The following is a 23,467-nucleotide window of genomic DNA, read 5'->3' on the forward strand; positions in this document are numbered from 1 at the left end:
GCCTCAGTCGCGCCGCGGATCGCGCGGGTAGACCCCGAGGATCTCGACGTTTTCCGTGAAATAATCCAGCTCATCCAGCGCCCGCTGCACCGCCGGATCATCGGGATGCCCCTCGATATCCGCGTAGAACTGCGTGGCCGTGAACGAGCCGCCAACCATGTAGCTTTCCAGCTTGGTCATGTTGACGCCATTGGTGGCGAAACCGCCCATCGCCTTGTAAAGCGCGGCGGGAATGTTGCGCACCTGGAACACGAAGGTGGTGATCATGCCGTGATCGCCCCGAGGCGCGTGATTCGCTTGCGGCGACATCACCAGAAAGCGGGTGGTGTTGTTGCTCTGGTCCTCGATATGGCGCGCCAGAACGTCAAGGCCGTAAATCTCACCCGCCAGTTCCGAGGCCAGCGCGGCGATCTCGGGCTTGCCCATCTCGGCCACCTGCCGCGCCGAGCCCGCGGTGTCGGCACCGGTCAGCCGCTTGATGCCATGCTCGCTGAGGAAGCTGCGGCACTGACCCAGCAGCACCGTATGGCTCATCGCCTTCTCGACCTTCTCCAGCGGCGTGCCGGGCATGGCCAGAAGGTTGATATGCACCCGCACGAAGGCTTCGTCGATGATGTGCAGACCCGAATGCGGCAGCAGCGAATGGATGTCGGCAACCCGCCCGTAGGTGGAGTTCTCGACCGGCAGCATGGCCAAATCCGCCTCGCCACTGCGCACCGCCTCGATGGCGTCTTCGAAGGTGCGGCACGGCAGTGCCTCCATGTCCGGACGGGCGTCGCGGCAGGCCTGATGCGAATAGGCGCCAAGCTCTCCCTGGAAGGCAATGCGGTTGGTCATGTCAGTCTCGCGTCGTTTTAGAAACACTTGAGCCTTGTGGGCATTTGGTCGCGGCTACTATACCTTGCCAGAGGCCAAGGGAAGCCGTAGACCACTTTGCGACGGTTATCTTTCGACGCCAGCCCTGGGGAGGACGCGCCAGACATGTTTGATACCATGACCTTGACCAAGATAGTGGGCGGCGTCTGCGGCACGTTCCTGATCTTTCTGCTCGGCGGATGGGTTGGCGAGAGCCTCTACCACGTCGGCGGCAGCCACGGCGAGGAAGTCGCCTCCTATGTGATCGAGGTCGAAGAGAGCGGCGGCGGCGGCGAAGAGGAAGAGGTCGACTTCGAGACGCTCATGGCCTCGGCGGACGCCGGCAAAGGCGAGCGGGTCTTTGGCAAATGCCGCGCCTGCCACAAGCTCGACGGCAGCAACGCCACCGGCCCGCATCTGGACGGCGTCGTGGGCCGCGAGATCGACGCGGTGGCCGGCTTCAGCTACTCCGGCGCGCTCGAGCAGGTCGGCGAGGCATGGACCCCCGAGAACCTGTTCCACTTCCTTGAAAACCCCAAGGGTGTGGCGCCCGGCACCGCGATGTCCTTCGCTGGCCTGAAGAGCGCCGAGGACCGGGTGAACCTGATCGCCTATCTGGACTCGGTGGACGGCTGAGCCGGGCAGCCACGCTGAAACACGCTGAATTTCAAAGGCCACGGCAGCGCGCCGTGGCCTTTTTCGTTTTTCCCGCATACCCGGGGCCAGAGGGGGCTCTGCCCCCGGCCGCTGCGCGGCCTCCCCCGGGATATTTGGGTCTAGACGAAGCGGCAGGACGAAGCGGCGCGCGCGCGGACCCGAGCCCGCCACAGGCACCCTCGCGCCGAAATCGCGGGCGCTCACGTAAACTCCAGCAAGTTCGGCTTGAATGTGGTCACACCAGACCCTTAGCTTACATCAAGCGACACATCTCATGTCGCACAGAACAGGGGAGACCTCATGATCCGGACGACGCGCCCTGCCGCGGCCGCCACACGCAGCCTCGATCCGACCGCCTTCCGCCCCCTTCTTGGCGCGCTGACCGCGCTGGGGATCGCCCTTGCCGCCCAAGCCGGCTGGGCGCAGGAGGCCAGCCCCGAGAAGGTCGAAGCCGCCGCCACCAGCGAGGCATCCGATCAGCAGATCATCACCTCCCACGGCTATTCCTACTTCGGCAATCTCGACTACCCGGCCGATTTCGACCACTTCGATTTCGCCAATGCCGACGCCCCCAAAGGCGGCGAGATCGTGCTTGGGGCCTCGGGCACCTTCGACAGTATGAACCCCTATTCCCGCAAGGGCCGCGCGGGCGCGCTGACCACGCTGCAATATGACAGCCTGATCGAAAGCGCCGAGGATTCCGTTGGCCAGTATTACGGCCTGCTCGCAGAAAGCCTCGAATACCCCGAGGACAAATCGTGGGTGATCTTCCACATCCGGCCCGAGGCGAAATTCTGGGACGGCACTCCGGTCACCGCCGAGGACGTGGTCTATTCCCATAAGCTTTTCATCACGCAGGGCCTGCCGTCTTATGCCGCCGCCGTGGGCGAGATGGTGACAGACGCCGAAGCGCTGGACGAGCGCACGGTGAAATTCACCTTCAACACCGAGCTGACCAAGCGTTCGCGGATCGAGACCGTGGGCGCGACGCCGGTGTTCAAAAAGGCTTGGTTCGAGGAAGATCCGGAGAAGCGTCGCCTTGACGAGCCGCGTATGGAAGTGGCCGTGGGCTCTGGCCCCTACAAGCTCGACAGCTACGAGGTGAACCGCCGCATCGTCTACAAGCTGCGCGACGATTACTGGGGCAAGGACATCCCCTTCAACAAGGGTCGGCACAACTACGGCACCGTGCGCGTGGAGTATTTCGCCGATCAGACCGCATCTTTCGAGGCCTTCAAGGCGGGCGAGTATACCTTCCGGGTGGAAAGCGATCCGCGTCTCTGGGCCACCGCCTATGATTTCCCGCGCATCCAGCAGGGCACGGTGAAGAAAGAAGAGATCGCCGACGGCAGCCCGCCCAACCCCACCGGCTTCGTCTTCAACCTCGCCAAGCCGCAGCTCAAGGACAAGAATGTGCGCGAAGCGATCTCGCTGGCCTTCAACTTCGAATGGACCAACGAGAGCCTGCGCTACGGGCTCTACAGCCCGCGCTCGTCCTTCGTCGAGGGCACGCCGGTCGAGGCCAAGGGCGTGCCCGAGGGCAAGGAACTGGAATTCCTGAAAACGCTCGGCGACGTGGTGCCCGAGGACCTCTACACCACCGACGTGTGGACCATGCACGAGAGCGACCCCGAGGATTCTGATCAGCCGCCGCACCCGCCGCGAGGCGACGCGCCTGCTGCAGGAGGCGGGCTGGACCGTGGGTGAGGACGGGCTGGCGCGCAACGAGGCGGGCGAGACGCTGGATCTTGCGATGATCATCCCGTCGAACATCGAAAGCTCTGTGGAGGCGATGCACGAGACCTATGTGCAGAACCTGCGCGCGATCGGCGTCAACGCCAGCTACGAGAAGGTCGATCCTTCGCAATACACGCTGCGCCAGCGCGAGCGCGATTACGACATGATCTATTCGAGCCGCTATGGCGCCTTTCTGTCGACGGGCGGCGGGCTTAGCCAGATGTACGGCTCGCGCGAGGCCGAATTCTCGCTGTTCAACCCCGCAGGCCTCGCCAGCCCGCTGGTCGATGCGATCATCGCCGCCAGCTTCGAGGCGGACAGCCAAGAAGAAACCGACGTGGCGCTGATGGCGCTCGACCGCGCGCTGCGCTACGAGTTCTTCATCGTGCCAGACGGCTATATCGCGGACTATTGGGTCGCCTATTACGACATGTATGAACACCCCGAGACCATCCCGCCCTACGATCTGGGCTATCTCAGCCTGTGGTGGGTGAACCCCGACAAGGAAAAGGCCCTCAAAGAGGCCGGCGTGCTGAACTGATATGGGCGCCTATATTCTTCGCCGACTACTGCTCATCATCCCCACGCTGCTGGGGATCATGATCATCAACTTCGCGCTGGTGCAATTCGTGCCCGGCGGCCCGATCGAACAGATCATCGCCCAGATCGAAGGTCAGGGCGATGTCTTCGGCGGCTTTTCGGGCGGCAATGGCGGCGCGCCCGACACCGGCATGAACGACATGGGCGCTGGCATGGGCGGCGGCGGCAACGAGAAATACGTTGGCGCCCGCGGCCTGCCGCCGGAATTCATCGAGAGCCTCGAAAAGGAGTTCGGCTTCGACAAGCCGCCGCTGCAGCGGTTCCTCGACATGATGTGGAACTACATGCGGCTCGACTTCGGCGAGAGCTACTTCCGCTCGATCTCGGTGATTGATCTGGTGCTGGAGAAAATGCCGGTCTCGATCTCGCTCGGGCTCTGGTCAACGATCATCGCCTATATCGTCTCGATCCCGCTCGGCATCCGCAAAGCCGTCAAGGACGGCAGCAGCTTCGACACATGGACCTCCGGCGTGATCATCGTGGCCTATGCGATCCCCGGCTTCCTGTTCGCGATCCTGCTGCTCGTGCTTTTCGCGGGCGGCTCGTTCTGGCAGATCTTCCCGCTGCGAGGGCTGACCTCGGATAATTGGGAGATGATGAGCTGGCCGATGAAGATCGCCGATTACTTCTGGCACATCGCGCTGCCGGTGATCGCCTCGACGATCTCGGCCTTTGCCACGCTGACGCTGCTGACCAAGAACTCCTTCCTCGACGAGATCAAGAAGCACTACGTGATGACCGCCCGCGCCAAGGGTCTGACCGAGAGCCGCGTGCTCTATGGCCATATTTTCCGCAACGCCATGCTAATCGTCATCGCGGGCTTCCCGGCGGTGTTCATCGGCGTGTTCTTCTCGGGCTCGCTGATCATCGAGACGATCTTCTCGCTCGACGGGCTCGGACGGCTCGGCTTCGAAGCGGCGGTGGCACGGGATTACCCGGTGATCTTCGGCACGCTCTTCATCTTTGGCCTCATTGGCCTCGTTGTCGGGATCATCTCGGACATGATGTACGTTCTGGTCGATCCGCGCATCGACTTCGAAAAGCGGGAGGGCTGAGATGAGCTTTGAGCCCGATCCCCGCCTGCCCGACGCGAACGGCATCCGCCCGCAGCCCGAGCCCGCCGCGCCTGTGGCACCGCAGCCGAAACCCGGCCGCTTTGCCCTGTCGCCGCTGAACCAGCGGCGCTGGCGCAACTTCAAGCGCAACCGCCGCGCCTTCTGGTCGCTGTGGATTTTCATCCTGCTGTTCGGTCTGTCGCTGTTCGCCGAGTTCATCGCCAACGACAAGCCGATCCTCGTCAGCTATCGCGGCGATCTGCGTATGCCGATCTTCAACTTCTATCCCGAGACGGCCTTTGGCGGCGATTTCCGCACCGAGGCCGCCTACCGCGATCCCGAGGTGCAGTGCCTCATTCGCACCGGCGGACTGGAGGAGTGTTTCGACGACCCCGAGGGGTTGATCGAAACGGTCGACGGCGGCGGTACCCCCGAGGGCGATTTCGTCAAGGGCTGGAGCATCTGGCCGCCGATCCCCTACACGTTCAACACGCCCGTCGACCGCCCCGGTGCGGCCCCCCTGCCCCCGAACGGGCAGAACCTGCTGGGCACCGACGACACCAAACGCGACGTGCTGGCGCGGGTGATCTATGGCTTCCGCCTGTCGATCCTGTTCACGCTGGTGGTCACCGTGGTCTCGTCGATCATCGGGGTCATCGCGGGGGCGCTGCAGGGCTTCTTTGGCGGCTGGCTCGACCTCATCTTCCAGCGGCTGATCGAGATATGGTCGGCGACGCCATCGCTTTACGTGATCATCATCCTCTTCGCCATTCTGGGCCGAAGTTTCTGGCTGCTGGTGTTCCTCACGGTGCTCTTCGGCTGGACCGCGCTGGTGGGCGTGGTGCGCGCCGAGTTCCTGCGCGCGCGCAACCTTGAATATGTGCGTGCCGCCAAGGCGCTGGGGGTCAGCAACTGGACCATCATGTTCCGCCATATGCTGCCCAACGCCATGGTGGCGACGCTGACCATGCTGCCCTTTATCGTCACCGGCACGATCAGCACCCTCGCCGGGCTCGACTTCCTCGGCTTCGGCCTGCCCTCCTCGGCACCGTCTCTGGGCGAGCTGACGCTGCAGGCCAAGCAGAACCTGCAGGCACCGTGGCTGGCCTTCACCGCCTTCACCGTCTTCGCCCTGATGCTGTCGCTGCTGGTCTTCATCTTCGAAGGCGTGCGCGACGCGTTTGACCCCAGAAAGACCTTCTCATGAGCGACAATATCCTCGAGGTCCGCGACCTGAAGGTCAGCTTCACCCAAGACGGCAAGCGCACCCTTGCCGTCAAAGGCGTCAGCTTCGACATCCCGCGCGGCGAGACCGTGGCGCTGGTGGGCGAGTCGGGCTCTGGCAAATCGGTCACCGCGCTCTCGACCGTCTCGCTGCTGGGCGATGCGGCACATGTCGAAGGCTCGGTGCGCTACAATGATCAGGAGATGATCGGCGCCGATCTCAAACGCCTCCGCAAGGTGCGCGGCAATGACATCAGCTTCATCTTCCAAGAGCCGATGACCTCGCTCAACCCGCTGCACACGCTGGAAAAGCAGCTGGGTGAGAGCCTTGCGCTGCACCAGGGGCTGACCGGCGACAAGGCGCGCGAGCGGATCCTCGATCTGCTCAACAAGGTCGGCATCCGCGACCCCGAAAGCCGCCTTTCCGCCTATCCGCACCAGCTTTCGGGCGGGCAGCGGCAGCGGGTGATGATCGCCATGGCGCTGGCCAATGGCCCGGACCTGCTGATCGCCGACGAGCCGACCACCGCGCTCGATGTGACCATTCAGGCGCAAATCCTCGAACTGCTGGCCGACCTCAAGCAGGCTGAGCAGATGAGCCTGCTGTTCATCACCCACGACCTCAACATCGTGCGCAAATTCGCCGACCGGGTCTGCGTGATGAAGGACGGCGAGATCGTCGAGCACGGCCCCACCGCCGAGCTTTTCGCCAACCCGCAGCATCCCTATACGCTCAAGCTCATCTCGGCCGAGAGCACCGGCATCCCCCGCCCCGTCGAGGCGGGCGCGAAAGAGGTGGCGCGGGCCGACAACCTGAAGATTTGGTTTCCCATCCAGAAGGGTTTCCTGAAAAAGACCGTCGGCTATGTGAAGGCGGTCAACGACGCGTCGTTTTCGGTGCGCGCGGGCGAGACCGTGGGCATCGTCGGCGAGTCTGGCTCGGGCAAGACGACGCTGGCGCTGGCGATCATGCGGCTCATCCAGTCGCAGGGCGGCATCACCTTCGACGGGCGCGATGTGCGCGATCTGTCGACCCGGCAGTTGCGCAAGCTGCGCTCGGAGATGCAGATCGTCTTTCAGGACCCCTTCGGCTCGCTCAGCCCGCGCATGACGTGCGAGCAGATCATCGCCGAAGGGCTTGGCGTGCACGGCTCCCCCGATGGGCGGCCCGCGAAAGAGGTGGTGGCGGCGATCATGGCCGAGGTCGGGCTCGACCCGGCCACCATGCACCGCTACCCGCATGAGTTTTCCGGCGGTCAGCGCCAGCGCATCGCCATCGCCCGCGCCATGGTGCTGCGGCCCAAGCTGGTGGTGCTGGACGAGCCGACCTCGGCGCTCGACATGACGGTGCAGGTGCAGATCGTCGAACTGCTGCGCGAGCTGCAGCGCAAATACGATCTGGCCTATCTCTTCATCAGCCACGACCTGAAGGTGGTGCGCGCGATGAGCCACAAGGTCATCGTGATGAAGCAGGGTGACGTCGTGGAAATGGGCGACGCGGAGGAGATTTTCACCGCGCCCAAGACCGAGTACACGCAAAAACTGTTCAACGCGGCCTTCGAGCTGGCTGGATAGCGCGGGCAAAAGGTTGCCCGGGGCGACCAGCCCCGGGCCGCGCCCGACCCTCCCCCCGGGAGGGCGCGTTTGCAATGTGGCGCATCACCCAGCCCTCTTGCGGGCCGACGCGATAAAGCGCTTTGCTAAGCCGCTGGACTGCGCCCACCCGAGGGTCAGGCGCGGCCCTCTGCACAGACCTCAGATCGCCGAACTGTGGCCCGCCTTCGACAGCTCGTAAGCGTCGAAGCTGCGCGCCACCATGCGGGTCAGCGGGCGCGCGCCCATGGGGACGAAGAGCCCGTCCTCGGTGATCTCCAGCAGGCCGTCGAACCGCGCGTTGGCGGCGCGATACATCTCGGCCAGCGCGCCTTCTTCCGCGCCATAGTCGCGCAGCAGTTCTTCGGTCTGAATACGGAAGTCACACATCAGCATCTCGATCATCCGCGAGCGCAGCTTATCCTCGCCGCGGAACGTGTGGCCGCGCGTGGTCGAGAAGCGCCCCTCACGGATCGCCGACACATGCGCCGAGGTGGCGGGCGCATTCTGCGCAAAGCCCTGCGGGAAGCGCGAAATCGACGAGGCACCGACGCCGATCAGCACATCCGACGTGTCGTCGGTGTAGCCCTGGAAGTTGCGCCGCAGCTTGCCGGTCTTGCGCGCGATGGCCAGCCCGTCGTCGGGCACGGCGAAATGGTCGATGCCGATCTCGTCGTAGCCATCCCATGCGAAAAGTTGCCGCGCGGTCTCGAAGAGATCCAGCCGCTCGTCCGGGGTCGGCAGCGCGTCCGAGGGGATCATCTGCTGGCGCTTGGCCATCCACGGCACATGCGCATAGCCGTAAAGCGCCACGCGATCCGGCCCCAGAGACAGCAGCTTTTGCACCGACTCGGTGATCTTGGTCTTCGACTGATGCGGCAGCCCGTAGAGGATATCGGCGTTGAGGCTGGCGACGCCGCGCTCGCGGATCATCTCGATGGCGCGGCGGGTGACGTCATAGCCCTGCTCGCGACCGATGGTCTGCTGAATCTCGGGATCGAAGTCCTGCACCCCGATAGACGCGCGGTTCATGCCGCCTGCGGCCAGCACGTCGAGCCGTTCGCCGTCGATCTCATTGGGGTCGATCTCGACCGAGAACTCGGCGTGTTCGGCAAACTCCGCGACCTCGCCGATCTTGTCGATCAGCGCGCGCATGAGGTCCGGCGTCAGCAGCGTCGGCGTGCCCCCGCCCCAATGCAGACGTGAAAGTTTCACGCCGCGCGGCAACTGCCGTTTCAGCAGCTCAAGCTCGGCTTTCAGCGTCTCGACATAGCTTTCCACCGGCCCCAGCGTGGCGGTGCCCTGCGTGCGGCAGGCGCAAAACCAGCAGAGCCTGCGACAGAAAGGCACGTGCAGGTAGAGTGAGATCGTGCCATTTTCCGGCACGCTTCCGATCCATTCGGCAAAACGATCCGGCGTCACATCCCCCGAGAAATGAGGGGCCGTCGGATAGCTGGTGTAACGGGGCACCTTGGCGTCGAAGAGGCCGAGTCGGGAGAGTTGTGCTGACGTAATCATACGCGTAGGCTTACAGATATTCCCCTTCGCGAGACTTTGACGCAGATCAAGAATTTGGAACCGGTATGCTGAACGAGAAAAGCCTCGCAGTCTCTCCTGATTGTAACGAATGTCCGATTCGCCATCGCGCCGTCTGTGCGCGCTGCGAGACGGACGAGCTCGAGCGGCTGGAAGAGATCAAGTATTACCGCAAGTTCGAAGCCGGCCAGACGGTGATCTGGTCCGGCGACCGGATGGAATTCGTCGGCTCCGTGGTTTCGGGAATCGCCACGCTGACCCAAACGATGGAAGACGGGCGCACGCAAATGGTCGGCCTTTTGTTGCCGTCCGATTTCGTTGGACGCCCGGGCCGCTCCTCGGCTGCCTATGATGTGGTCGCCACCACCGATCTGGTGATGTGCTGCTTCCGCAAGACCCCCTTCGAAGAGATGATGACCCGCACGCCGCATATCGCGCAGCGCCTGCTGGAAATGACGCTGGACGAGCTTGATGCCGCGCGCGAATGGATGCTGGTGCTTGGCCGCAAGACCGCGCGCGAAAAGATCGCCTCGCTGCTGTCGATCATCGCCCGCCGCGATGCCTCGATCAACATGCGCGACGTCGGCGATCAGCTCGCCTTTGACCTGCCGCTCACCCGTGAGGCGATGGCCGATTACCTCGGCCTGACGCTGGAGACGGTGAGCCGCCAGATCTCGGCTCTGAAAAAAGAGGGCGTCATTGAACTTCAGGGCAAGCGCCATGTGACCATTCCGGACATGGGCCGCCTGCTCGAAGAAGCCGGGGACGATGCAGACGGCGGCGTCTTCGCCTGATCAGCTGCCCTCGAACACCGGCTCGAAGCCGCCCCACATCATCCGCTTGCCGTCAAAAGGCATGGACATCATCTCCTGCCAGCGCTCGTCGCTTTCGAACGAGCCAAAGCAACGGTCGGCGGTCTCTTTGTCGGGCCAGACCATCCAGCTGAAGACAACGGCCTCGCCCTCTTTGCGCTTCACCGCCATGGGAAAGGAGGTGTGCTCGCCGTCGGGCACATCGGCCTCCCAGCATTCGCGCATCTCGGTGGCACCATATTCCTTGAACAGCGTCCACGCCTTGCGGGCGCTCTCGATATAGGCCGCCTTGTTTTCCTGCGGCACCGGGGTGAGAAAGCCGGAAACATACGTCATGGGACATCTCTCTGTTGCGTGTGACCAGAGTAGGCGCATAATTAAGTTGATATCAACGTGAATGGAAAGATGAGCCAGAAACTGCCGATGACCAGCACGCTTGAGGTGCGTGACCGTTGCCTCTGCTTTCGTGCTCAGCGCGCGGCGCGGGCGCTGGGGCGGCGCTTCGATGCGGCGCTGAAACCGGTGGGGCTGACCAACGGGCAGTTCTCGATTCTGATGTCGCTGAACCGCCCCGAGCCGCCGCGCATCTCCGATCTAGCGCCCTTCCTTGCCATGGACCGCACCACGCTGACCGCCGCGCTCAAGGTGCTGGAACGGCGCGGGCTGGTGGAGTTCGCGCTTGAGCCGGGCGACAAGCGCAACAAGCTGCTGCGGTTGAGCGATGCGGGTCATGCGCTGCTCATGCGCGCGCTGCCGCTCTGGCGGCAGGAACATGACGCCGTCGATGCCGCGCTTGGCGAGATCGACCTAGACGCGTTGAAGGCGGCACTATTGAAGCTCGGCGAGGTCTGAGCCCAAAGGCCCCGAAAGGCCCAGCACGACCAAGTCCGCACAAGAAAAGAGCGGGCCCTCCCAGACCCGCTCTCCGGCGGCAGAGCCGCCTTCCGATCCCCCACGCAGAAGCCTCTTCTCCTTGGCCTCAATGCGCGAGGAAGACCGGTACCTCAGCCAGTTCCAGCATGTTGCGCGTGGCGCCCCCGAGGATCGCCTCGCGGAACCGGGAATGGCCATATGCCCCCATCACCACCATATCGGCATCCACATCCTGCACGTGACGGTTCAGGATGTCCGAGATGCGCGGCATCGTCTTGGTCAGCACGTCGATCTCGGCGTTGACGCCGTGGCGCGACAGATATTGCGACAGCATGCCGCCCGGGTCCGACCGGTTCGGGCCGTGCTGCGGCGGGTCGATGACCACCACATGCACCGTATCGGCGGATTTGAGGATCGGCATCGCCGCCCGCACCGAACGCAGCGCTTCGGCGCTTTCGTTCCAGCCCAGCACCACGCGCTTGGGCTTGCTCGAAGGGTTGATCGCCTGCGGCACCACCAGCACCGGGGCCTGACCTTCGAAAAGACCGCCCTCCACGATCGGCTCCAACTCGACGCCGCGCTCTTTGCCGTAGGGCTTGGGCAGCACGACCATATCGGCAAAGCGCGCCCGTCCGGCCACGTGACGTCCGATGTCGGCCAGTTGCGCCACGCCTTCCTCGATCGACCAGCGGCCCTCGATCTGGCCCAGCCGCACGCGCGCGGCCTTGGCAAGCTCTGCCGCATCCTTGGAGGCCCGGTCGAGCGTTTCCTGAAGGATGATCGCGTCGGCCCCGGCGTAGTAATAGCCGGTCTGGGTGCGATCCACGCCGAAGGCCAGAACCTCGAGATGGGCATCCCAGCACGCCGCAACGGCGGCTGCATGGTCGATGGTCGAATTCAGCAAAGCTTCGTCCGTCACAACCGTAAGTATTGTTTTGTAGCCCATGTTCATCTCCTTGGTATTGTCCGGAGAGCCGGATGGCGGCACTCTACCCCCGAGAGGCAATTCTCAGAATGACTTAAGGCAAGACTTCGCAGCCAAAGCCTTGATGCAGATCAAGGTTGGGCGGGGCCATTCACTTCACAACCCCGTCAGTCAAACCGCTCGCGCGGTCAACGAATTGTGCGAGTCAGACGAAGGGACGAACGATGCTGAATTATATCAAGCTCATCGTGCTGGGGGTCGTCGCAGTCTTTGCGCTGGTGGCCGCCAATTACGCACGAGATGTGGCTTACATGGTCAATGCGCTGACCATTTTCCTCATCGCGGCCGGTCTTTTCCTTTGGACCCTCCGCAATACCGACGAGCCGGTCCCCGCCAAGGTGCGGGAACTGAGTTATATGGATGATGTGGTGCGTGCTGGCGTGATTGCAACCGCCTTCTGGGGCGTGATCGGCTTTGCGGCAGGTGTTTTCATCGCCGCGCAGCTGGCGTTCCCCGCGCTCAACTTCGAATGGGCGCAGGGCCACATGAATTTCGGGCGGCTGCGGCCGCTGCACACCTCGGCGGTGATTTTCGCCTTTGGCGGCAACGCGCTGATCTGCACATCGTTCTATGTCGTTCAGCGTACCTCGGCGGCGCGCCTCTGGGGCGGCAACCTCGCGTGGTGGGTGTTCTGGGGCTACCAGCTGTTCATCGTTCTGGCGGCCACAGGCTACATCCTCGGCGCCACCCAGTCGAAGGAATACGCCGAGCCCGAATGGTACGTCGACTGGCTGCTGACCATCGTCTGGGTTGCCTATCTTCTGGTTTTCGTTGGCACGATCATCAAGCGCAAGGAACCCCACATCTACGTGGCGAACTGGTTCTACCTGAGCTTCATCATCACCGTCGCCATGCTGCACATCGTCAACAACCTGAGCATCCCCGTGTCGATCTGGGGCTCCAAGTCGGTGCAGGTGTTCTCGGGCGTGCAGGACGCGATGACGCAATGGTGGTACGGCCACAACGCCGTGGGCTTCTTCCTGACCGCCGGCTTCCTTGGCATGATGTATTACTTCGTGCCCAAGCAGGCCGAGCGCCCGGTGTTCAGCTACAAGCTGTCGATCGTGCACTTCTGGGCGCTGATCTTCATCTACATCTGGGCCGGTCCGCACCACCTGCATTACACCGCCCTGCCCGACTGGGCCTCGACCCTCGGCATGGTGTTCTCGATCATCCTGTGGATGCCCAGCTGGGGCGGCATGATCAACGGCCTGATGACCCTCTCGGGGGCCTGGGACAAGCTGCGCACCGACCCGATCATGCGGATGCTGGTGATCTCCATCGGCTTCTACGGCATGTCGACCTTCGAAGGCCCGATGATGTCGATCCGCGCGGTGAACTCGCTGTCGCATTACACCGACTGGACCATCGGCCACGTGCACTCCGGCGCGCTTGGCTGGAACGGCATGATCACCTTCGGCGCGCTCTACTTCCTGACGCCGAAACTGTGGAACCGTGAACGCCTCTACAGCCTCAGCCTCGTCAGCTGGCACTTCTGGCTCGCCACCATCGGCATCGTGCTCTACGCCGCCTCGATGTGGGTCACGGGCATCATGGAAGGCCTGATGTGGCGCGAGGTGGATGCCAACGGCTTCCTCGTCAACAGCTTCGCCGACACCGTGTCTGCCAAGTTCCCGATGTATGTGGTGCGTGCCCTTGGCGGCCTGCTCTACATCTCCGGCGCGATTATCATGTGCTACAACCTGTGGATGACCGTTAAGCGGGCTCCGGCCATCGAGGCCGAGGCTGCAACGGCGCATGCCACTCCGGCCGAATAAGGAGGGCCGAAGATGAGCATTCTCGACAAACACGGGATCCTTGAGAAGAACGTAACCCTGCTGGCCATCTTCGCCTTTCTGGTGGTGACCATCGGCGGGCTGGTGCAGATCGTGCCGCTGTTCTACCTCGAAAACACCATCGAAGACGTAGAGGGCATGCGCCCCTACACCCCGCTGGAACTGGCCGGGCGCGACATCTACATCCGCGAGGGCTGCTATGTCTGCCACAGCCAGATGATCCGCCCGATGCGCGACGAAGTGGAACGCTACGGCCACTACAGCCTCGCGGCGGAATTGCAATACGACCACCCGTTCCAATGGGGCTCGAAGCGGACGGGGCCCGACCTCGCCCGCGTCGGCGGCCGCTATTCGGACGAGTGGCACGTGGATCACCTGACCGACCCGCAGTCGGTGGTGCCCGAGTCCGTCATGCCCAAATATGGCTTCCTCTCGCACCGTCTGGTCGAGGGCGAGCACATGGGCGAGTTGATGGAAACGCACCGCATGGTCGGCGTGCCCTACACCGAAGAGATGATCGCCAGTGCCTCCGCCGACTTCCGCGTCCAGCACGATCCCTTCGGCGATATCGATGGGCTGATGGAGCGCTACGGCGAGACGGTGAACATCCGCAACTTCGACGGCGAGCCGGGCATCTCTGAGATGGATGCGCTGGTGGCCTACCTGCAAATGCTCGGCACGCTGGTCGATTTCTCGACCTTCACGCCCGACGCAAGCCGGTAAGGGGGACGCAATGGACACCTATTCCGCCCTGCGCCACTTCGCCGACAGCTGGGGCCTTCTGGCAATGTTCGTCTTCTTCGTGGGCATGCTGATCTGGCTCTTCCGGCCCGGCAGCAAGCACTCGCACGACAACGCCGCCAGCATCCCGCTGCGCAATGACGACGCTCCGGCCGCCGCGCGCGCGCCCGAAGCACCCGCCCAGAAGTGAGGAGGCGAGGATCATGAGCGACAACAAAGATACCAAGAGAGACGATCTCGACTACGAGACGACCGGCCATTCCTGGGACGGCATTGAAGAGTACAACAAGCCCCTGCCGAAATGGTGGCTGATGGTCTTCTACGCCACCATTGTCTGGGGCGTCGGCTACACCATCGCCTACCCCGCATGGCCGGGCGTACGCTCGGCCACGGCAGGCCTGCTGGGCTATTCGACGCGCGGCGCCGTTGCCGAGGAGATCGAGGCGCAGGAAGCCAAGCTCGCACCGATCAACGAGGAGTTGGCATCGGTCGAACTGACGGCAATCGCCGAGAGCCCCGAGCTGAACAGCTACGCGCAGAACGCCGGGGCCGCAGTGTTCCGCACATGGTGCGCGCAGTGCCACGGCTCTGGCGCGGCAGGCGCGGTGGGCTATCCCAACCTGCTGGACGACAACTGGCTCTGGGGCGGCTCGATCGAGGACATCCACTTCACGGTGACCCACGGCATCCGTAACGAGGATGATCCCGACGCACGCTATTCGGAAATGCCCGCCTTTGGGCGCGATGGGCTGCTCGACCGTGAACAGGTCTCGGCTGTGGCGAACTACGTGATGACCCTGTCGGGCGAAGAGCCGCAGAACGCCGAGGCGGTGTCTGAAGGCGAGACGCTGTTCATGGACAACTGCTCGGCCTGTCACGCAGAGGATGGCACCGGCGACCGTTTCCAGGGCGCGCCGAACCTGACCGACGCGATCTGGCTCTATGGCGGCGATTACGAAACCATCTACGAGACGGTCTACAACGCCCGCTTCGGCGTCATGCCGAACTGGAACGCCCGTCTGTCCGAGGCGGAAATTCGCGCCGTGGCCAGCTACGTGCACGGGCTTGGCGGCGGCGAAGCCTCCGAGCAATAACCTTTAACGCGAAAACCTCCGGACCCGATGGCCCGGAGGCAGAACGCCGCACCCCGTCCTGTTCGCGCGTTTCCGGGGGGCGGCGTTCTTTTTGTGCGGTTTTTGTTGGGCAGGCCTCGCCCAAGCGAATTAACCCTCGCAATGTGTGACAACGCTCATTCCGCTCTTGGCAGGCCGAAATTTTGCACCGATCATCCGCAGCAGACCAAATCTTTGTTTTTTGACCCGCCGAGGTGCAATTTTCGCCTCGGGCAACACATCATGCGCCATACGCGACAGTTCCGAAGAGGGCGGCATATTTTCCATTCGCGCCGCTGTCATGAAAGTTTTTGAGTAGATTCCAAGCATTTTCGTTCTCCTGATCACCGTGCTCTTGCCCCTCTCATATTGACCAAAGGGCAATTTCAGGCCAGTCAGGAACAATTCAGACATGTAAGATTGATTGACATATGGATTGGACCTCCCTGCCCCCTCTGCCCGCGCTGCGGGCTTTTGCCGCCTACGCAGAGACCGGCTCTGTTCAGCGTGCCGGCGCCGCGCTCAACGTCAGCCATGCCGCGATCAGCCAGCAGATCCGTAATCTCGAGTCCCATCTCGGGCTCGGGCTGCTCGACCGCTCGCGGCGCTCGATGGCGCTCACCGAAGAAGGCGCGCGTCTGGCGCAGGCGCTGAGCGATGGTTTCGGCCGGATCGCGCAGGAGCTTTCGGCCCTCACCGGTGCCGAGGCCGAGCGCCCGCTGATGATCACCACGACGCCCAGCTTCGCCTCGTCATGGCTGATGCCGCGGCTCGCGCGGTTTCGCGAGGCGCATCCCGAGATCAGCCTGATGATCGACCCTTCGGCCAAGGTCGCGCCGCTGGAGCCGGGCGGCGTCGATCTGGCGCTGCGCTATGGCTCGGGTCAATGGCCGGGCCTCGAGGCGGAGCTTCTGGTGGAATCCCCCATCGCGCTGGTCGGCTCGCCGCGGCTGGTGGGCGAGCGCGAGATCAGCGATCCCTCGGACCTCACCGAGTACCACTGGCTGCAGGAGCTTGGCACCAATGAGGCCAGCGAATGGTTCTCGCAATTCGGCATCGACCGCGACGCCCGCCGCGGCATCAGCTCCCTACCCGGCAACCTGATGCTCGAGGCGGCGCGGCAGGGCCATGGCATCGCCATCACCGCCCGCGTCTTTGCCGATGACGACATCGCCGCCGGACGGCTGCGGCTTTTGTTCGAGGACACACGCAAAAAGGGCTATTATCTGGTAATCCGCCCCGGCGTCATGCGGCCTCCGCTGCGCCTCTTCGCCACTTGGCTGCGACGAGAAGCCGCGAAAGCTAAGTGAAAGATATGCATATTGATGCATGTCAAAGTTCGAAAGCGGCCGCGGCGTCAGAACGGGCGACAAAGGCAAATTCGAACCGGAGTATGCACGGTGTCCGATACCCAACCAGGCGCGCCCTCTCTCTACGCGGCGCGCGAGCCGATCTTCCCCCGCCGCGTGCGCGGCCACTTCCGCAACCTCAAGTGGGTGCTGATGATCGTGCTTCTGGGGATCTACTACGTCACCCCGTGGATCCGCTGGGACCGGGGCCCCGAACTGCCTGATCAGGCGGTGCTGGTCGATATGGCCGGCCGCCGGTTCTTTTTCTTCTTCATCGAGATCTGGCCGCATGAATTCTACTTCGTCGCGGGCCTGCTGATCATGGCGGGCCTCGGCCTGTTCCTCTTCACCTCGGCGCTTGGGCGGGTCTGGTGCGGCTACGCCTGCCCGCAGACGGTCTGGACCGATCTCTTCATCCTCGTCGAGCGCTGGATCGAGGGCGACCGCAACGCCCGCCTGCGCCTGCACCGGCAAAAGAAGTGGGATGCCCGCAAGGTCCGCCTGCGCGTGACGAAATGGGTGGCGTGGTTCCTCATCGCGCTCGCCACGGGGGGCGCGTGGGTGTTCTATTTCACCGACGCGCCGACGCTTCTGGTCGATCTGGTGACCGGCAACGCCCACCCGGTGGCCTACACCACCATGCTGCTGCTCACCGCCACAACCTTCGCCTTCGGCGGCTTCGCGCGCGAACAGATTTGCATCTACGCCTGCCCCTGGCCGCGCATTCAGGCGGCGATGATGGATGAGGACACGCTCACCGTCGGCTATCGCGACTGGCGCGGCGAGCCGCGCGGCAAGCACCGCAAGGCCGAGGGCGCCGAGAACCTCGGCGACTGCATCGACTGCAACGCCTGCGTCAACGTCTGCCCCATGGGCATCGACATCCGCGACGGCCAGCAGCTGGCCTGCATCACCTGCGCGCTCTGCATCGACGCCTGCGACGACGTGATGGCAAAGATCGGCAAGCCGCGCGGTCTGATCGATTACCTCGCCCTGTCGGACGAAACCCGCGAGCGCGAGGGGCACGCACCGCGCGCCGTGTGGAAGCACATCTTCCGCCCGCGCGTGATCCTCTATACCGCGCTGTGGTCGCTGGTGGGCCTCGGCCTGCTCGTGGCGCTGGTGATGCGCCCCGAGATCGAGCTCACCGTCGCGCCAGTGCGCAACCCCACCTTCGTGGTGCTCTCCGACGGGTCGATCCGCAACACCTACGACGTGCGCCTGCTCAACAAGCATGGCGAGGACCGGCCCTTCCAACTCACGCTCACGGATGACGCCAACCTGCAGATCACGCTTGAGGGCGAGGACGACGACACCGTTGACGTGCCCGCCAACGAGACGCACCTTCAACGGGTCTATGTGACCGCCCCCGCAGACACCTCCGAGGCTCAGGCCGAGCGCACCCCGTTCCATATCTGGGTCGAGGACCTCACCACCGGCGACCGCGCTGGCAAAGAAACCATCTTCAACGGACGGGACAACTGATGACCGAAGCTCAGGATAGTGGACGCAAGCTCACCGGCTGGCACGTGCTGGCCATCTTCGGCGGCGCGTTCGGAGTGATCATCGCGGTGAACATCGCGCTGGCGTGGAACGCCATCGCCACCTTCCCCGGCCTTGAGGTAAAGAACTCCTATGTCGCCAGCCAGACCTTCGACGCCCGCCGCGCCGAGCAGGAGGCGCTGGGATGGACCGCGCAGGCCGAATTGCGCGAAGAGGCGGTGGTGCTGCGCTTCACCGACGTCGAAGGCCAGCCGGTGAAGCCCGCGGATTTGTCGGTCAAGCTGGGCCGCTCGACCCATGTGAAAGACGACCACACGCCCGAGTTCTTCTGGGACGGCCGCCAGTTCGTCGCCGCCGACGCCCTTGCCCCCGGGCATTGGAACGTCTGGGTCAACGCCCATGCTGACGATGGCACGCTCTTCGAGCAGCGACTGGAATTCTTCGTCAAGGACTGAGCCAATGACCGCCGCCCTGCGCCCGCAGGCTTCAGCCTGCCCCGCCTGTGTCGCCGCCCCCGCCGCCGAGGCGCTGGCCGAACGCGCGGGCGCGACCGAGGCCAAGCTGGCGCTCTCGCTGCCCACCATCCATTGCGCCGCCTGCATGACGGCGGTGGAAAGCGCGCTCGAAGCCGAGCCGGGCGTACACAGCGCGCGGGTCAACCTCAGCCAGAAACGCGTGCGCATCGAGGCCGAGCCCGAGATCACCGCCGCAGATCTGATCCCCGTGGTCGAGGCGGCGGGATACGAGGCGCATGAGCTTGACGCTGGCACATTGGCCGCCACCGCCACCGACAAGGCCGGGCGCGATCTGCTGATGCGCCTCGCCGTGGCGGGCTTTGCCGCGATGAACGTCATGCTGCTGTCGATCGCCGTCTGGTCCGGCGCCGAAGGGCCGACGCGCGATCTCTTCCACTGGGTCTCGGCGGCCATCGTGCTGCCGACCATCGCCTTCTCGGCGCAGCCCTTCTTCCGCAACGCCTGGACCGCGCTGCGCGCCGGGCATCTCAATATGGATGTACCGATCTCGCTGGCGATCCTGCTGGCCATCGCCACTTCGCTCTGGGAGACCATGCTGTCGGGCGAGCACGCCTATTTCGACGCCGCCATCGCGCTGACCTTCTTCCTGCTCACCGGGCGCTATCTCGACCACCGCACCCGCGCCATCGCCCGCTCCGCCGCCGAGGAGCTTTCGGCGCTCGAGGTGCCGCGCGCCTGGCGCGTGACCGAGACCGGCGAAGAGCAGGTCGCCGCCAGCGAGCTGCGGGTCGGCGATCTGATCCGCGTGCGCCCCGGCGGTCGGATGCCGGTGGATGGCGAGATCACCGAAGGCACCTCCGAGCTGGACCGCGCCCTGCTCACCGGCGAGACGCGCCCGGTCTACGCCGAGCCGGGCAGGCAGGTCAGCGCCGGCGAGATCAACCTCACCGGCCCGCTGGTGATCCGCGCCAGCGCCGTCGGGCGCGACACCTCGCTGCACCGTATGGCTGATCTCGTGGCCGTGGCGGAATCTGGCCGCGAGAATTACACCCCGCTCGCCGACAAGGCCGCCAAGCTTTACGCGCCCGGCGTGCATATCCTGTCGGCCCTCGCCTTCCTCGGCTGGCTCGCGTGGTCCGGCGATCTGCGCGTGGCGCTCAATATCGCCGCGGCAGTGCTGATCATCACCTGCCCCTGCGCGCTCGGCCTCGCGGTGCCCGCGGTCACTACAGCTGCCTCGGGGCGGCTGTTCAAGCGCGGCCTGCTGATCAAGGATGGCACCGCGCTGGAGCGTCTGGCGGATGTGGACACGGTGGTCTTCGACAAGACCGGCACGCTGACCAGCGGCACGCCGACGCTGACCAACCTTGACGCCTTCACCCGCCACGACCTGTCGCTCGCCCTCGCCCTCGCCGAAGGCTCGAACCACCCGCTGTCCGCCGCGCTGACCCACGCCCTGCGCGCCGCTGGCATTCCCGGCGCCGAGGTCACCGGCATCACCGAGGTTCCCGGCTATGGCACGCAAGGTATCTGGCAGGGCCGCGAAATCCGCCTCGGTCGCGGCGCCTGGACCGGCGGTGGCCAGAATGCCATGACCGCCAGCTGGCTGCGCGTCGGCGATGGCCCGGCGCAGGCGTTCACCTTCGAGGACAGCCTGCGCGCCGGGGCCGAAGAGGCGGTGCGCGCGCTGAAGGAGGCGGGCAAGGAGGTGATCCTGATCTCCGGCGATGGCACCGCGGCGGTCGAAGCGCTGGCCCGCCGCCTCGGCATCCCTCAGTGGATTGCCGAGGCCCTGCCGCAGGACAAGGCCGCACGGATCAAGGCGCTCTCCGAGCAGGGCGCGCATGTGCTGATGGTCGGCGACGGGCTCAACGACACGGCGGCGCTGGCCGGCGCGCATGTCTCGATCTCACCGGCCTCGGCGCTTGATGCGGCGCGCGTCGCCTCGGACATCGTGCTGCTGGGCTCCTCGCTCGCGCCGATCCCCGGCGCGCTGGAGGTGGCGGGCAAGGCGACGCGGCGCATCCGCCAGAATTTCGCCATCGCCACATGGTACAATCTGATCGCCGTGCCGCTGGCCATCGCCGGGCTCTGTTCGCCGCTGATCGCGGCGCTGGCGATGTCGGCCTCTTCGATCACCGTGTCGCTGAACGCGCTGAGACTGAAAGCATCCCGATGAATATCCTCGCCTATCTGATCCCGATCTCGCTGATCCTCGGCGGCCTCGGCCTCGCCTTTTTCGTCTTCACCGTGAAGACCCGTCAGTACGACGACCCCGAAGGCGACGCGCAGCGCATCCTGTCGGGCAAGTATGACGACCATCCCAAACAGGACTGACCGCGCGCGTCGCGACGGCGGGAAGTCCCTGACGAAAGTAGGCCCTGACGGGCCTGCCTCCGGCGGGCGTATTTGGAAAGAGAAGAAGATCAGGGCCCGCGCCCTTCTTCTCTTTTCAAATACGCCCGGGGGTGAGGCGCGCAGCGCCGAGGGGGCAGCGCCCCCTCACCCGCAGCCTGTCAGCCGCGCACGCTTTCATGCAGCAGGCCAGCCGGGCCGCCGGTGCCAAGATCGCCATAGGCGCGCATCTCGTTGCGGGTGAGCTGCCAGTCGGCATTGGCGTCAAAGGCCATGATCGCATCAAACGCGCCATCGCCGAAGGCTGCGAAGATCTCCGAGCGGGTGAGAACGCCATTGCGGTCCAGATCCATCTGGCTGAAATAGAGCGCGCCCTCGGGATCGCGGTTTTCCGGTAGCACGTCCTCATAAACCTCATAGTCCCCGGCGAAGGCGGGTGCAGAGAGGCTGAGCAGAAGCGCGGGGGCGGTCAGGGCGGAAAGAAGTTTCATCGGCTGTCTCCATAAGCATGTGACATGCAGGGGCAAAGGACTTGAGTCTCAAACACCTTGGAGCTTAGCACGGTTCCGCCTCAGCCGTGCAGCATCATGTCCGCCGCCTTTTCGGCGATCATGATGGTGGGCGAGTTGGTGTTGCCCGAGACGATCCGCGGCATCACGCTGGCATCCACCACCCGCAGGTTCGAAAGCCCCCGGAAGCGCAGGTCCGCGTCCAGCGGCGCGCTCTCTTCGGTGCCCATGCGCACGGTACCCACCGGATGGAAGATGGTGGTGCCCACCTCGCCCGCCGCGCGCTGCAACTCCTCCTCGGTCTGGAACTGCGGCCCCGGCTTCAACTCCTCGGGCCGGTAGCGCGCCATGGCCTGCTGCGCCATGATGCGGCGCACCTGCCGGATGGCATCCGCCGCCACCCGCCGGTCGCCCTCGGTCGACAGGTAGTTGGGCGCGATCACCGGCGCCTCGCGCGCATCGTTTGATGCCAGCCGCACCGTGCCGCGGCTTTCGGGGCGCAGGTTGCACACGCTCGCGGTCATCGCGGGAAAATTATGCAGCGGCTGGCCGAAGGCCTCGAGCGAAAGCGGCTGCACATGGTATTCGAGATCCGCCGATGCCAGCCCCTCCCGCGAGCGCGAGAAGGCGCCAAGCTGTGAGGGCGCCATGGACATCGGACCGCGCCGCCGCAGCACGTAATCGAGCCCGATCTTGCCCTTGCCAAAGAGCGTGCTGGCCAGAGTGTTGAGCGTCTTGGCCCCGGTGAGCCGCCACGCGCAGCGCAGCTGCAGATGGTCCTGCAGGTTGCCGCCCACCTCGGGCGCATCCAGCGCCACGTCGATGCCATGCTGCCGCAGATGCTCTGCCGGCCCCACCCCCGAGACCTGCAGCAGATGCGGCGAGTTCACCGCGCCCGCCGAGAGGATCACCTCGCCTTCGGGACGCACCTGATGGATCTGCCCAGCCCGCTCGTATTCCACGCCCACCACGCGCCGGTCCTCGATCAGCAGCCGCGTCACATGGGCGTTCGTCTCGACCTTCAGCCGGTCGCTCCGGGTGGTGCGCAGAAACGCCTTGGCGGTGTTCATCCGCCAGCCGTTGCGCTGGTTCACCCGGAAATAGCTGACGCCCTCGTTGTCGCCGGTGTTGAAATCATCGACCCTCGGGATGCCCTCGGCCTCGGCGGCTTTGATCCAATCGTCGAGGATGTCCCAGTGCAGGCGCTGGTTTTCCACCCGCCACTCGCCGCCCGCGCCATGCGCCGCGCTTTCGCCCTCGACGTAATCCTCGGACTTGCGGAAATAGGGCAGAACGTCGTCCCAGCCCCAGCCCTGCAGGCCCATCTGACGCCAGCCATCGTAATCCGCCGCCTGCCCGCGCAGATAGAGCATGCCATTGATCGATGAGCAGCCGCCCAGGACTTTGCCACGCGGGTAGAGCAGCGAGCGCCCGTTGAGCCCCTTCTCCTCGGCGGTGCGGTAGCACCAGTCGGTGCGCGGGTTGCCGATGCAATAGAGATACCCCATCGGGATGTGGATCCAGTGGTAGCTGTCGCGCCCGCCCGCCTCAAGCAGCAGCACGCGGCGCCCCCCCTCGGCCAGCCGTTTCGCCAGCACGCACCCGGCGCTTCCCGCCCCGACAATCACATGATCGAACGCCATTTTCCCCTCCGCGACGGTCCCGCCTCCGGGCCTCCCTGCCCGCCTGAATTTATGTC

General features: G+C 64.6%; 22 protein-coding genes and 1 pseudogene. 16 read left to right on the forward strand and 7 right to left on the reverse strand.

Annotated elements, in window-relative coordinates:
- Positions 1-3: 3 nt before the first annotated feature.
- Complete coding sequence (locus ACXAD2_RS21845) at positions 4-837, reverse strand: prephenate dehydratase (RefSeq protein ID WP_066101658.1); 834 nt, start codon at positions 835-837, stop codon at positions 4-6.
- Positions 838-981: 144 nt separating this feature from the next.
- On the opposite strand from ACXAD2_RS21845, the gene ACXAD2_RS21850 reads away from it, so the two are divergent.
- From ACXAD2_RS21850 to ACXAD2_RS21870, 5 genes and pseudogenes are all read left to right on the forward strand, one after another.
- A complete protein-coding gene (locus ACXAD2_RS21850) occupies positions 982-1,491 on the forward strand; it encodes a c-type cytochrome (RefSeq protein ID WP_475174707.1) in 510 nt (169 codons plus the stop codon).
- A 321-nt stretch (positions 1,492-1,812) separates the two neighbouring features.
- Positions 1,813-3,790 (forward strand): annotated as a pseudogene (locus ACXAD2_RS21855) (extracellular solute-binding protein).
- A gap of 1 nt (position 3,791) precedes the next feature.
- Complete coding sequence (locus ACXAD2_RS21860) at positions 3,792-4,904, forward strand: microcin C ABC transporter permease YejB (RefSeq protein WP_066101668.1); 1,113 nt, start codon at positions 3,792-3,794, stop codon at positions 4,902-4,904.
- 1 nt (position 4,905) lies between these two features.
- Entirely contained in the window at positions 4,906-6,111 is a 1,206-nt protein-coding gene (locus tag ACXAD2_RS21865; protein WP_083191144.1) for an ABC transporter permease, read from the forward strand.
- Complete coding sequence (locus ACXAD2_RS21870) at positions 6,108-7,703, forward strand: ABC transporter ATP-binding protein (RefSeq protein ID WP_475174711.1); 1,596 nt, start codon at positions 6,108-6,110, stop codon at positions 7,701-7,703. The genes ACXAD2_RS21865 and ACXAD2_RS21870 overlap by 4 nt, the downstream gene beginning before the upstream one ends.
- A gap of 180 nt (positions 7,704-7,883) precedes the next feature.
- Here ACXAD2_RS21870 and hemN read toward each other — a convergent pair whose 3' ends face one another.
- Positions 7,884-9,239, reverse strand: a complete 1,356-nt coding sequence (gene hemN, locus ACXAD2_RS21875; protein WP_475174714.1) for an oxygen-independent coproporphyrinogen III oxidase — start codon at positions 9,237-9,239, stop codon at positions 7,884-7,886.
- 65 nt (positions 9,240-9,304) lie between these two features.
- Here hemN and fnrL point away from each other — a divergent pair, with 65 nt between their 5' ends.
- A complete protein-coding gene (gene fnrL, locus ACXAD2_RS21880; RefSeq protein ID WP_475174716.1) occupies positions 9,305-10,051 on the forward strand; it encodes a transcriptional regulator FnrL in 747 nt (248 codons plus the stop codon).
- Here the strand turns inward: fnrL and ACXAD2_RS21885 are convergent, their stop codons facing one another.
- Complete coding sequence (locus ACXAD2_RS21885) at positions 10,052-10,405, reverse strand: DUF1428 domain-containing protein (protein WP_224906999.1); 354 nt, start codon at positions 10,403-10,405, stop codon at positions 10,052-10,054. It lies immediately after the preceding gene.
- A gap of 69 nt (positions 10,406-10,474) precedes the next feature.
- On the opposite strand from ACXAD2_RS21885, the gene ACXAD2_RS21890 reads away from it, so the two are divergent.
- The gene (locus tag ACXAD2_RS21890; protein WP_475174719.1) at positions 10,475-10,921 is read left to right on the forward strand and encodes a MarR family winged helix-turn-helix transcriptional regulator; all 447 of its coding nucleotides are present in this window, start codon (positions 10,475-10,477) and stop codon (positions 10,919-10,921) included.
- A 127-nt stretch (positions 10,922-11,048) separates the two neighbouring features.
- On the opposite strand, the gene ACXAD2_RS21895 is transcribed toward ACXAD2_RS21890, so the two are convergent.
- The gene (locus ACXAD2_RS21895; RefSeq protein ID WP_224906997.1) at positions 11,049-11,888 is read right to left on the reverse strand and encodes a universal stress protein; all 840 of its coding nucleotides are present in this window, start codon (positions 11,886-11,888) and stop codon (positions 11,049-11,051) included.
- 203 nt (positions 11,889-12,091) lie between these two features.
- Here ACXAD2_RS21895 and ccoN point away from each other — a divergent pair, with 203 nt between their 5' ends.
- The 4 genes from ccoN to ccoP are packed head-to-tail and all read left to right on the forward strand — an operon-like array spanning position 12,092 to position 15,558.
- A complete protein-coding gene (ccoN, locus tag ACXAD2_RS21900) occupies positions 12,092-13,705 on the forward strand; it encodes a cytochrome-c oxidase, cbb3-type subunit I (protein WP_066101687.1) in 1,614 nt (537 codons plus the stop codon).
- A gap of 12 nt (positions 13,706-13,717) precedes the next feature.
- The gene (ccoO, locus tag ACXAD2_RS21905) at positions 13,718-14,446 is read left to right on the forward strand and encodes a cytochrome-c oxidase, cbb3-type subunit II (protein WP_475174725.1); all 729 of its coding nucleotides are present in this window, start codon (positions 13,718-13,720) and stop codon (positions 14,444-14,446) included.
- Positions 14,447-14,456: 10 nt separating this feature from the next.
- The gene (locus tag ACXAD2_RS21910; protein ID WP_475174729.1) at positions 14,457-14,654 is read left to right on the forward strand and encodes a cbb3-type cytochrome c oxidase subunit 3; all 198 of its coding nucleotides are present in this window, start codon (positions 14,457-14,459) and stop codon (positions 14,652-14,654) included.
- Positions 14,655-14,667: 13 nt separating this feature from the next.
- Positions 14,668-15,558, forward strand: a complete 891-nt coding sequence (ccoP, locus tag ACXAD2_RS21915) for a cytochrome-c oxidase, cbb3-type subunit III (RefSeq protein ID WP_475174734.1) — start codon at positions 14,668-14,670, stop codon at positions 15,556-15,558.
- Positions 15,559-15,687: 129 nt separating this feature from the next.
- On the opposite strand, the gene ACXAD2_RS21920 is transcribed toward ccoP, so the two are convergent.
- A complete protein-coding gene (locus ACXAD2_RS21920) occupies positions 15,688-15,990 on the reverse strand; it encodes a hypothetical protein (RefSeq protein ID WP_475174740.1) in 303 nt (100 codons plus the stop codon).
- Positions 15,991-16,007: 17 nt separating this feature from the next.
- Here ACXAD2_RS21920 and ACXAD2_RS21925 point away from each other — a divergent pair, with 17 nt between their 5' ends.
- The 5 genes from ACXAD2_RS21925 to ccoS all read left to right on the forward strand — a co-directional run bounded on the left by ACXAD2_RS21925 (position 16,008) and on the right by ccoS (position 21,241).
- Entirely contained in the window at positions 16,008-16,886 is an 879-nt protein-coding gene (locus tag ACXAD2_RS21925) for a LysR family transcriptional regulator (RefSeq protein WP_224906994.1), read from the forward strand.
- 90 nt (positions 16,887-16,976) lie between these two features.
- Positions 16,977-18,410: a cytochrome c oxidase accessory protein CcoG gene (ccoG, locus tag ACXAD2_RS21930; protein WP_475174746.1), complete on the forward strand. Its 1,434-nt coding sequence runs from the start codon at positions 16,977-16,979 to the stop codon at positions 18,408-18,410.
- Entirely contained in the window at positions 18,410-18,883 is a 474-nt protein-coding gene (locus tag ACXAD2_RS21935; protein WP_475174749.1) for a FixH family protein, read from the forward strand. Before ccoG ends, ACXAD2_RS21935 begins: the two co-directional genes overlap by 1 nt.
- Positions 18,884-18,887: 4 nt before the next feature.
- Positions 18,888-21,083, forward strand: a complete 2,196-nt coding sequence (locus ACXAD2_RS21940) for a heavy metal translocating P-type ATPase (protein ID WP_475174754.1) — start codon at positions 18,888-18,890, stop codon at positions 21,081-21,083.
- Entirely contained in the window at positions 21,080-21,241 is a 162-nt protein-coding gene (ccoS, locus tag ACXAD2_RS21945) for a cbb3-type cytochrome oxidase assembly protein CcoS (protein ID WP_066101710.1), read from the forward strand. The genes ACXAD2_RS21940 and ccoS overlap by 4 nt, the downstream gene beginning before the upstream one ends.
- A 179-nt stretch (positions 21,242-21,420) precedes the next feature.
- Here ccoS and ACXAD2_RS21950 read toward each other — a convergent pair whose 3' ends face one another.
- Positions 21,421-21,750 (reverse strand): hypothetical protein, encoded by a 330-nt coding sequence (locus ACXAD2_RS21950; RefSeq protein WP_475174759.1) that lies wholly within the window; start codon positions 21,748-21,750, stop codon positions 21,421-21,423.
- 80 nt (positions 21,751-21,830) lie between these two features.
- Positions 21,831-23,411 (reverse strand): GMC family oxidoreductase, encoded by a 1,581-nt coding sequence (locus ACXAD2_RS21955; RefSeq protein WP_475174761.1) that lies wholly within the window; start codon positions 23,409-23,411, stop codon positions 21,831-21,833.
- Positions 23,412-23,467 lie beyond the last annotated feature (56 nt).

Source organism: Salipiger sp. ABN3_019, assembly GCF_056158605.1.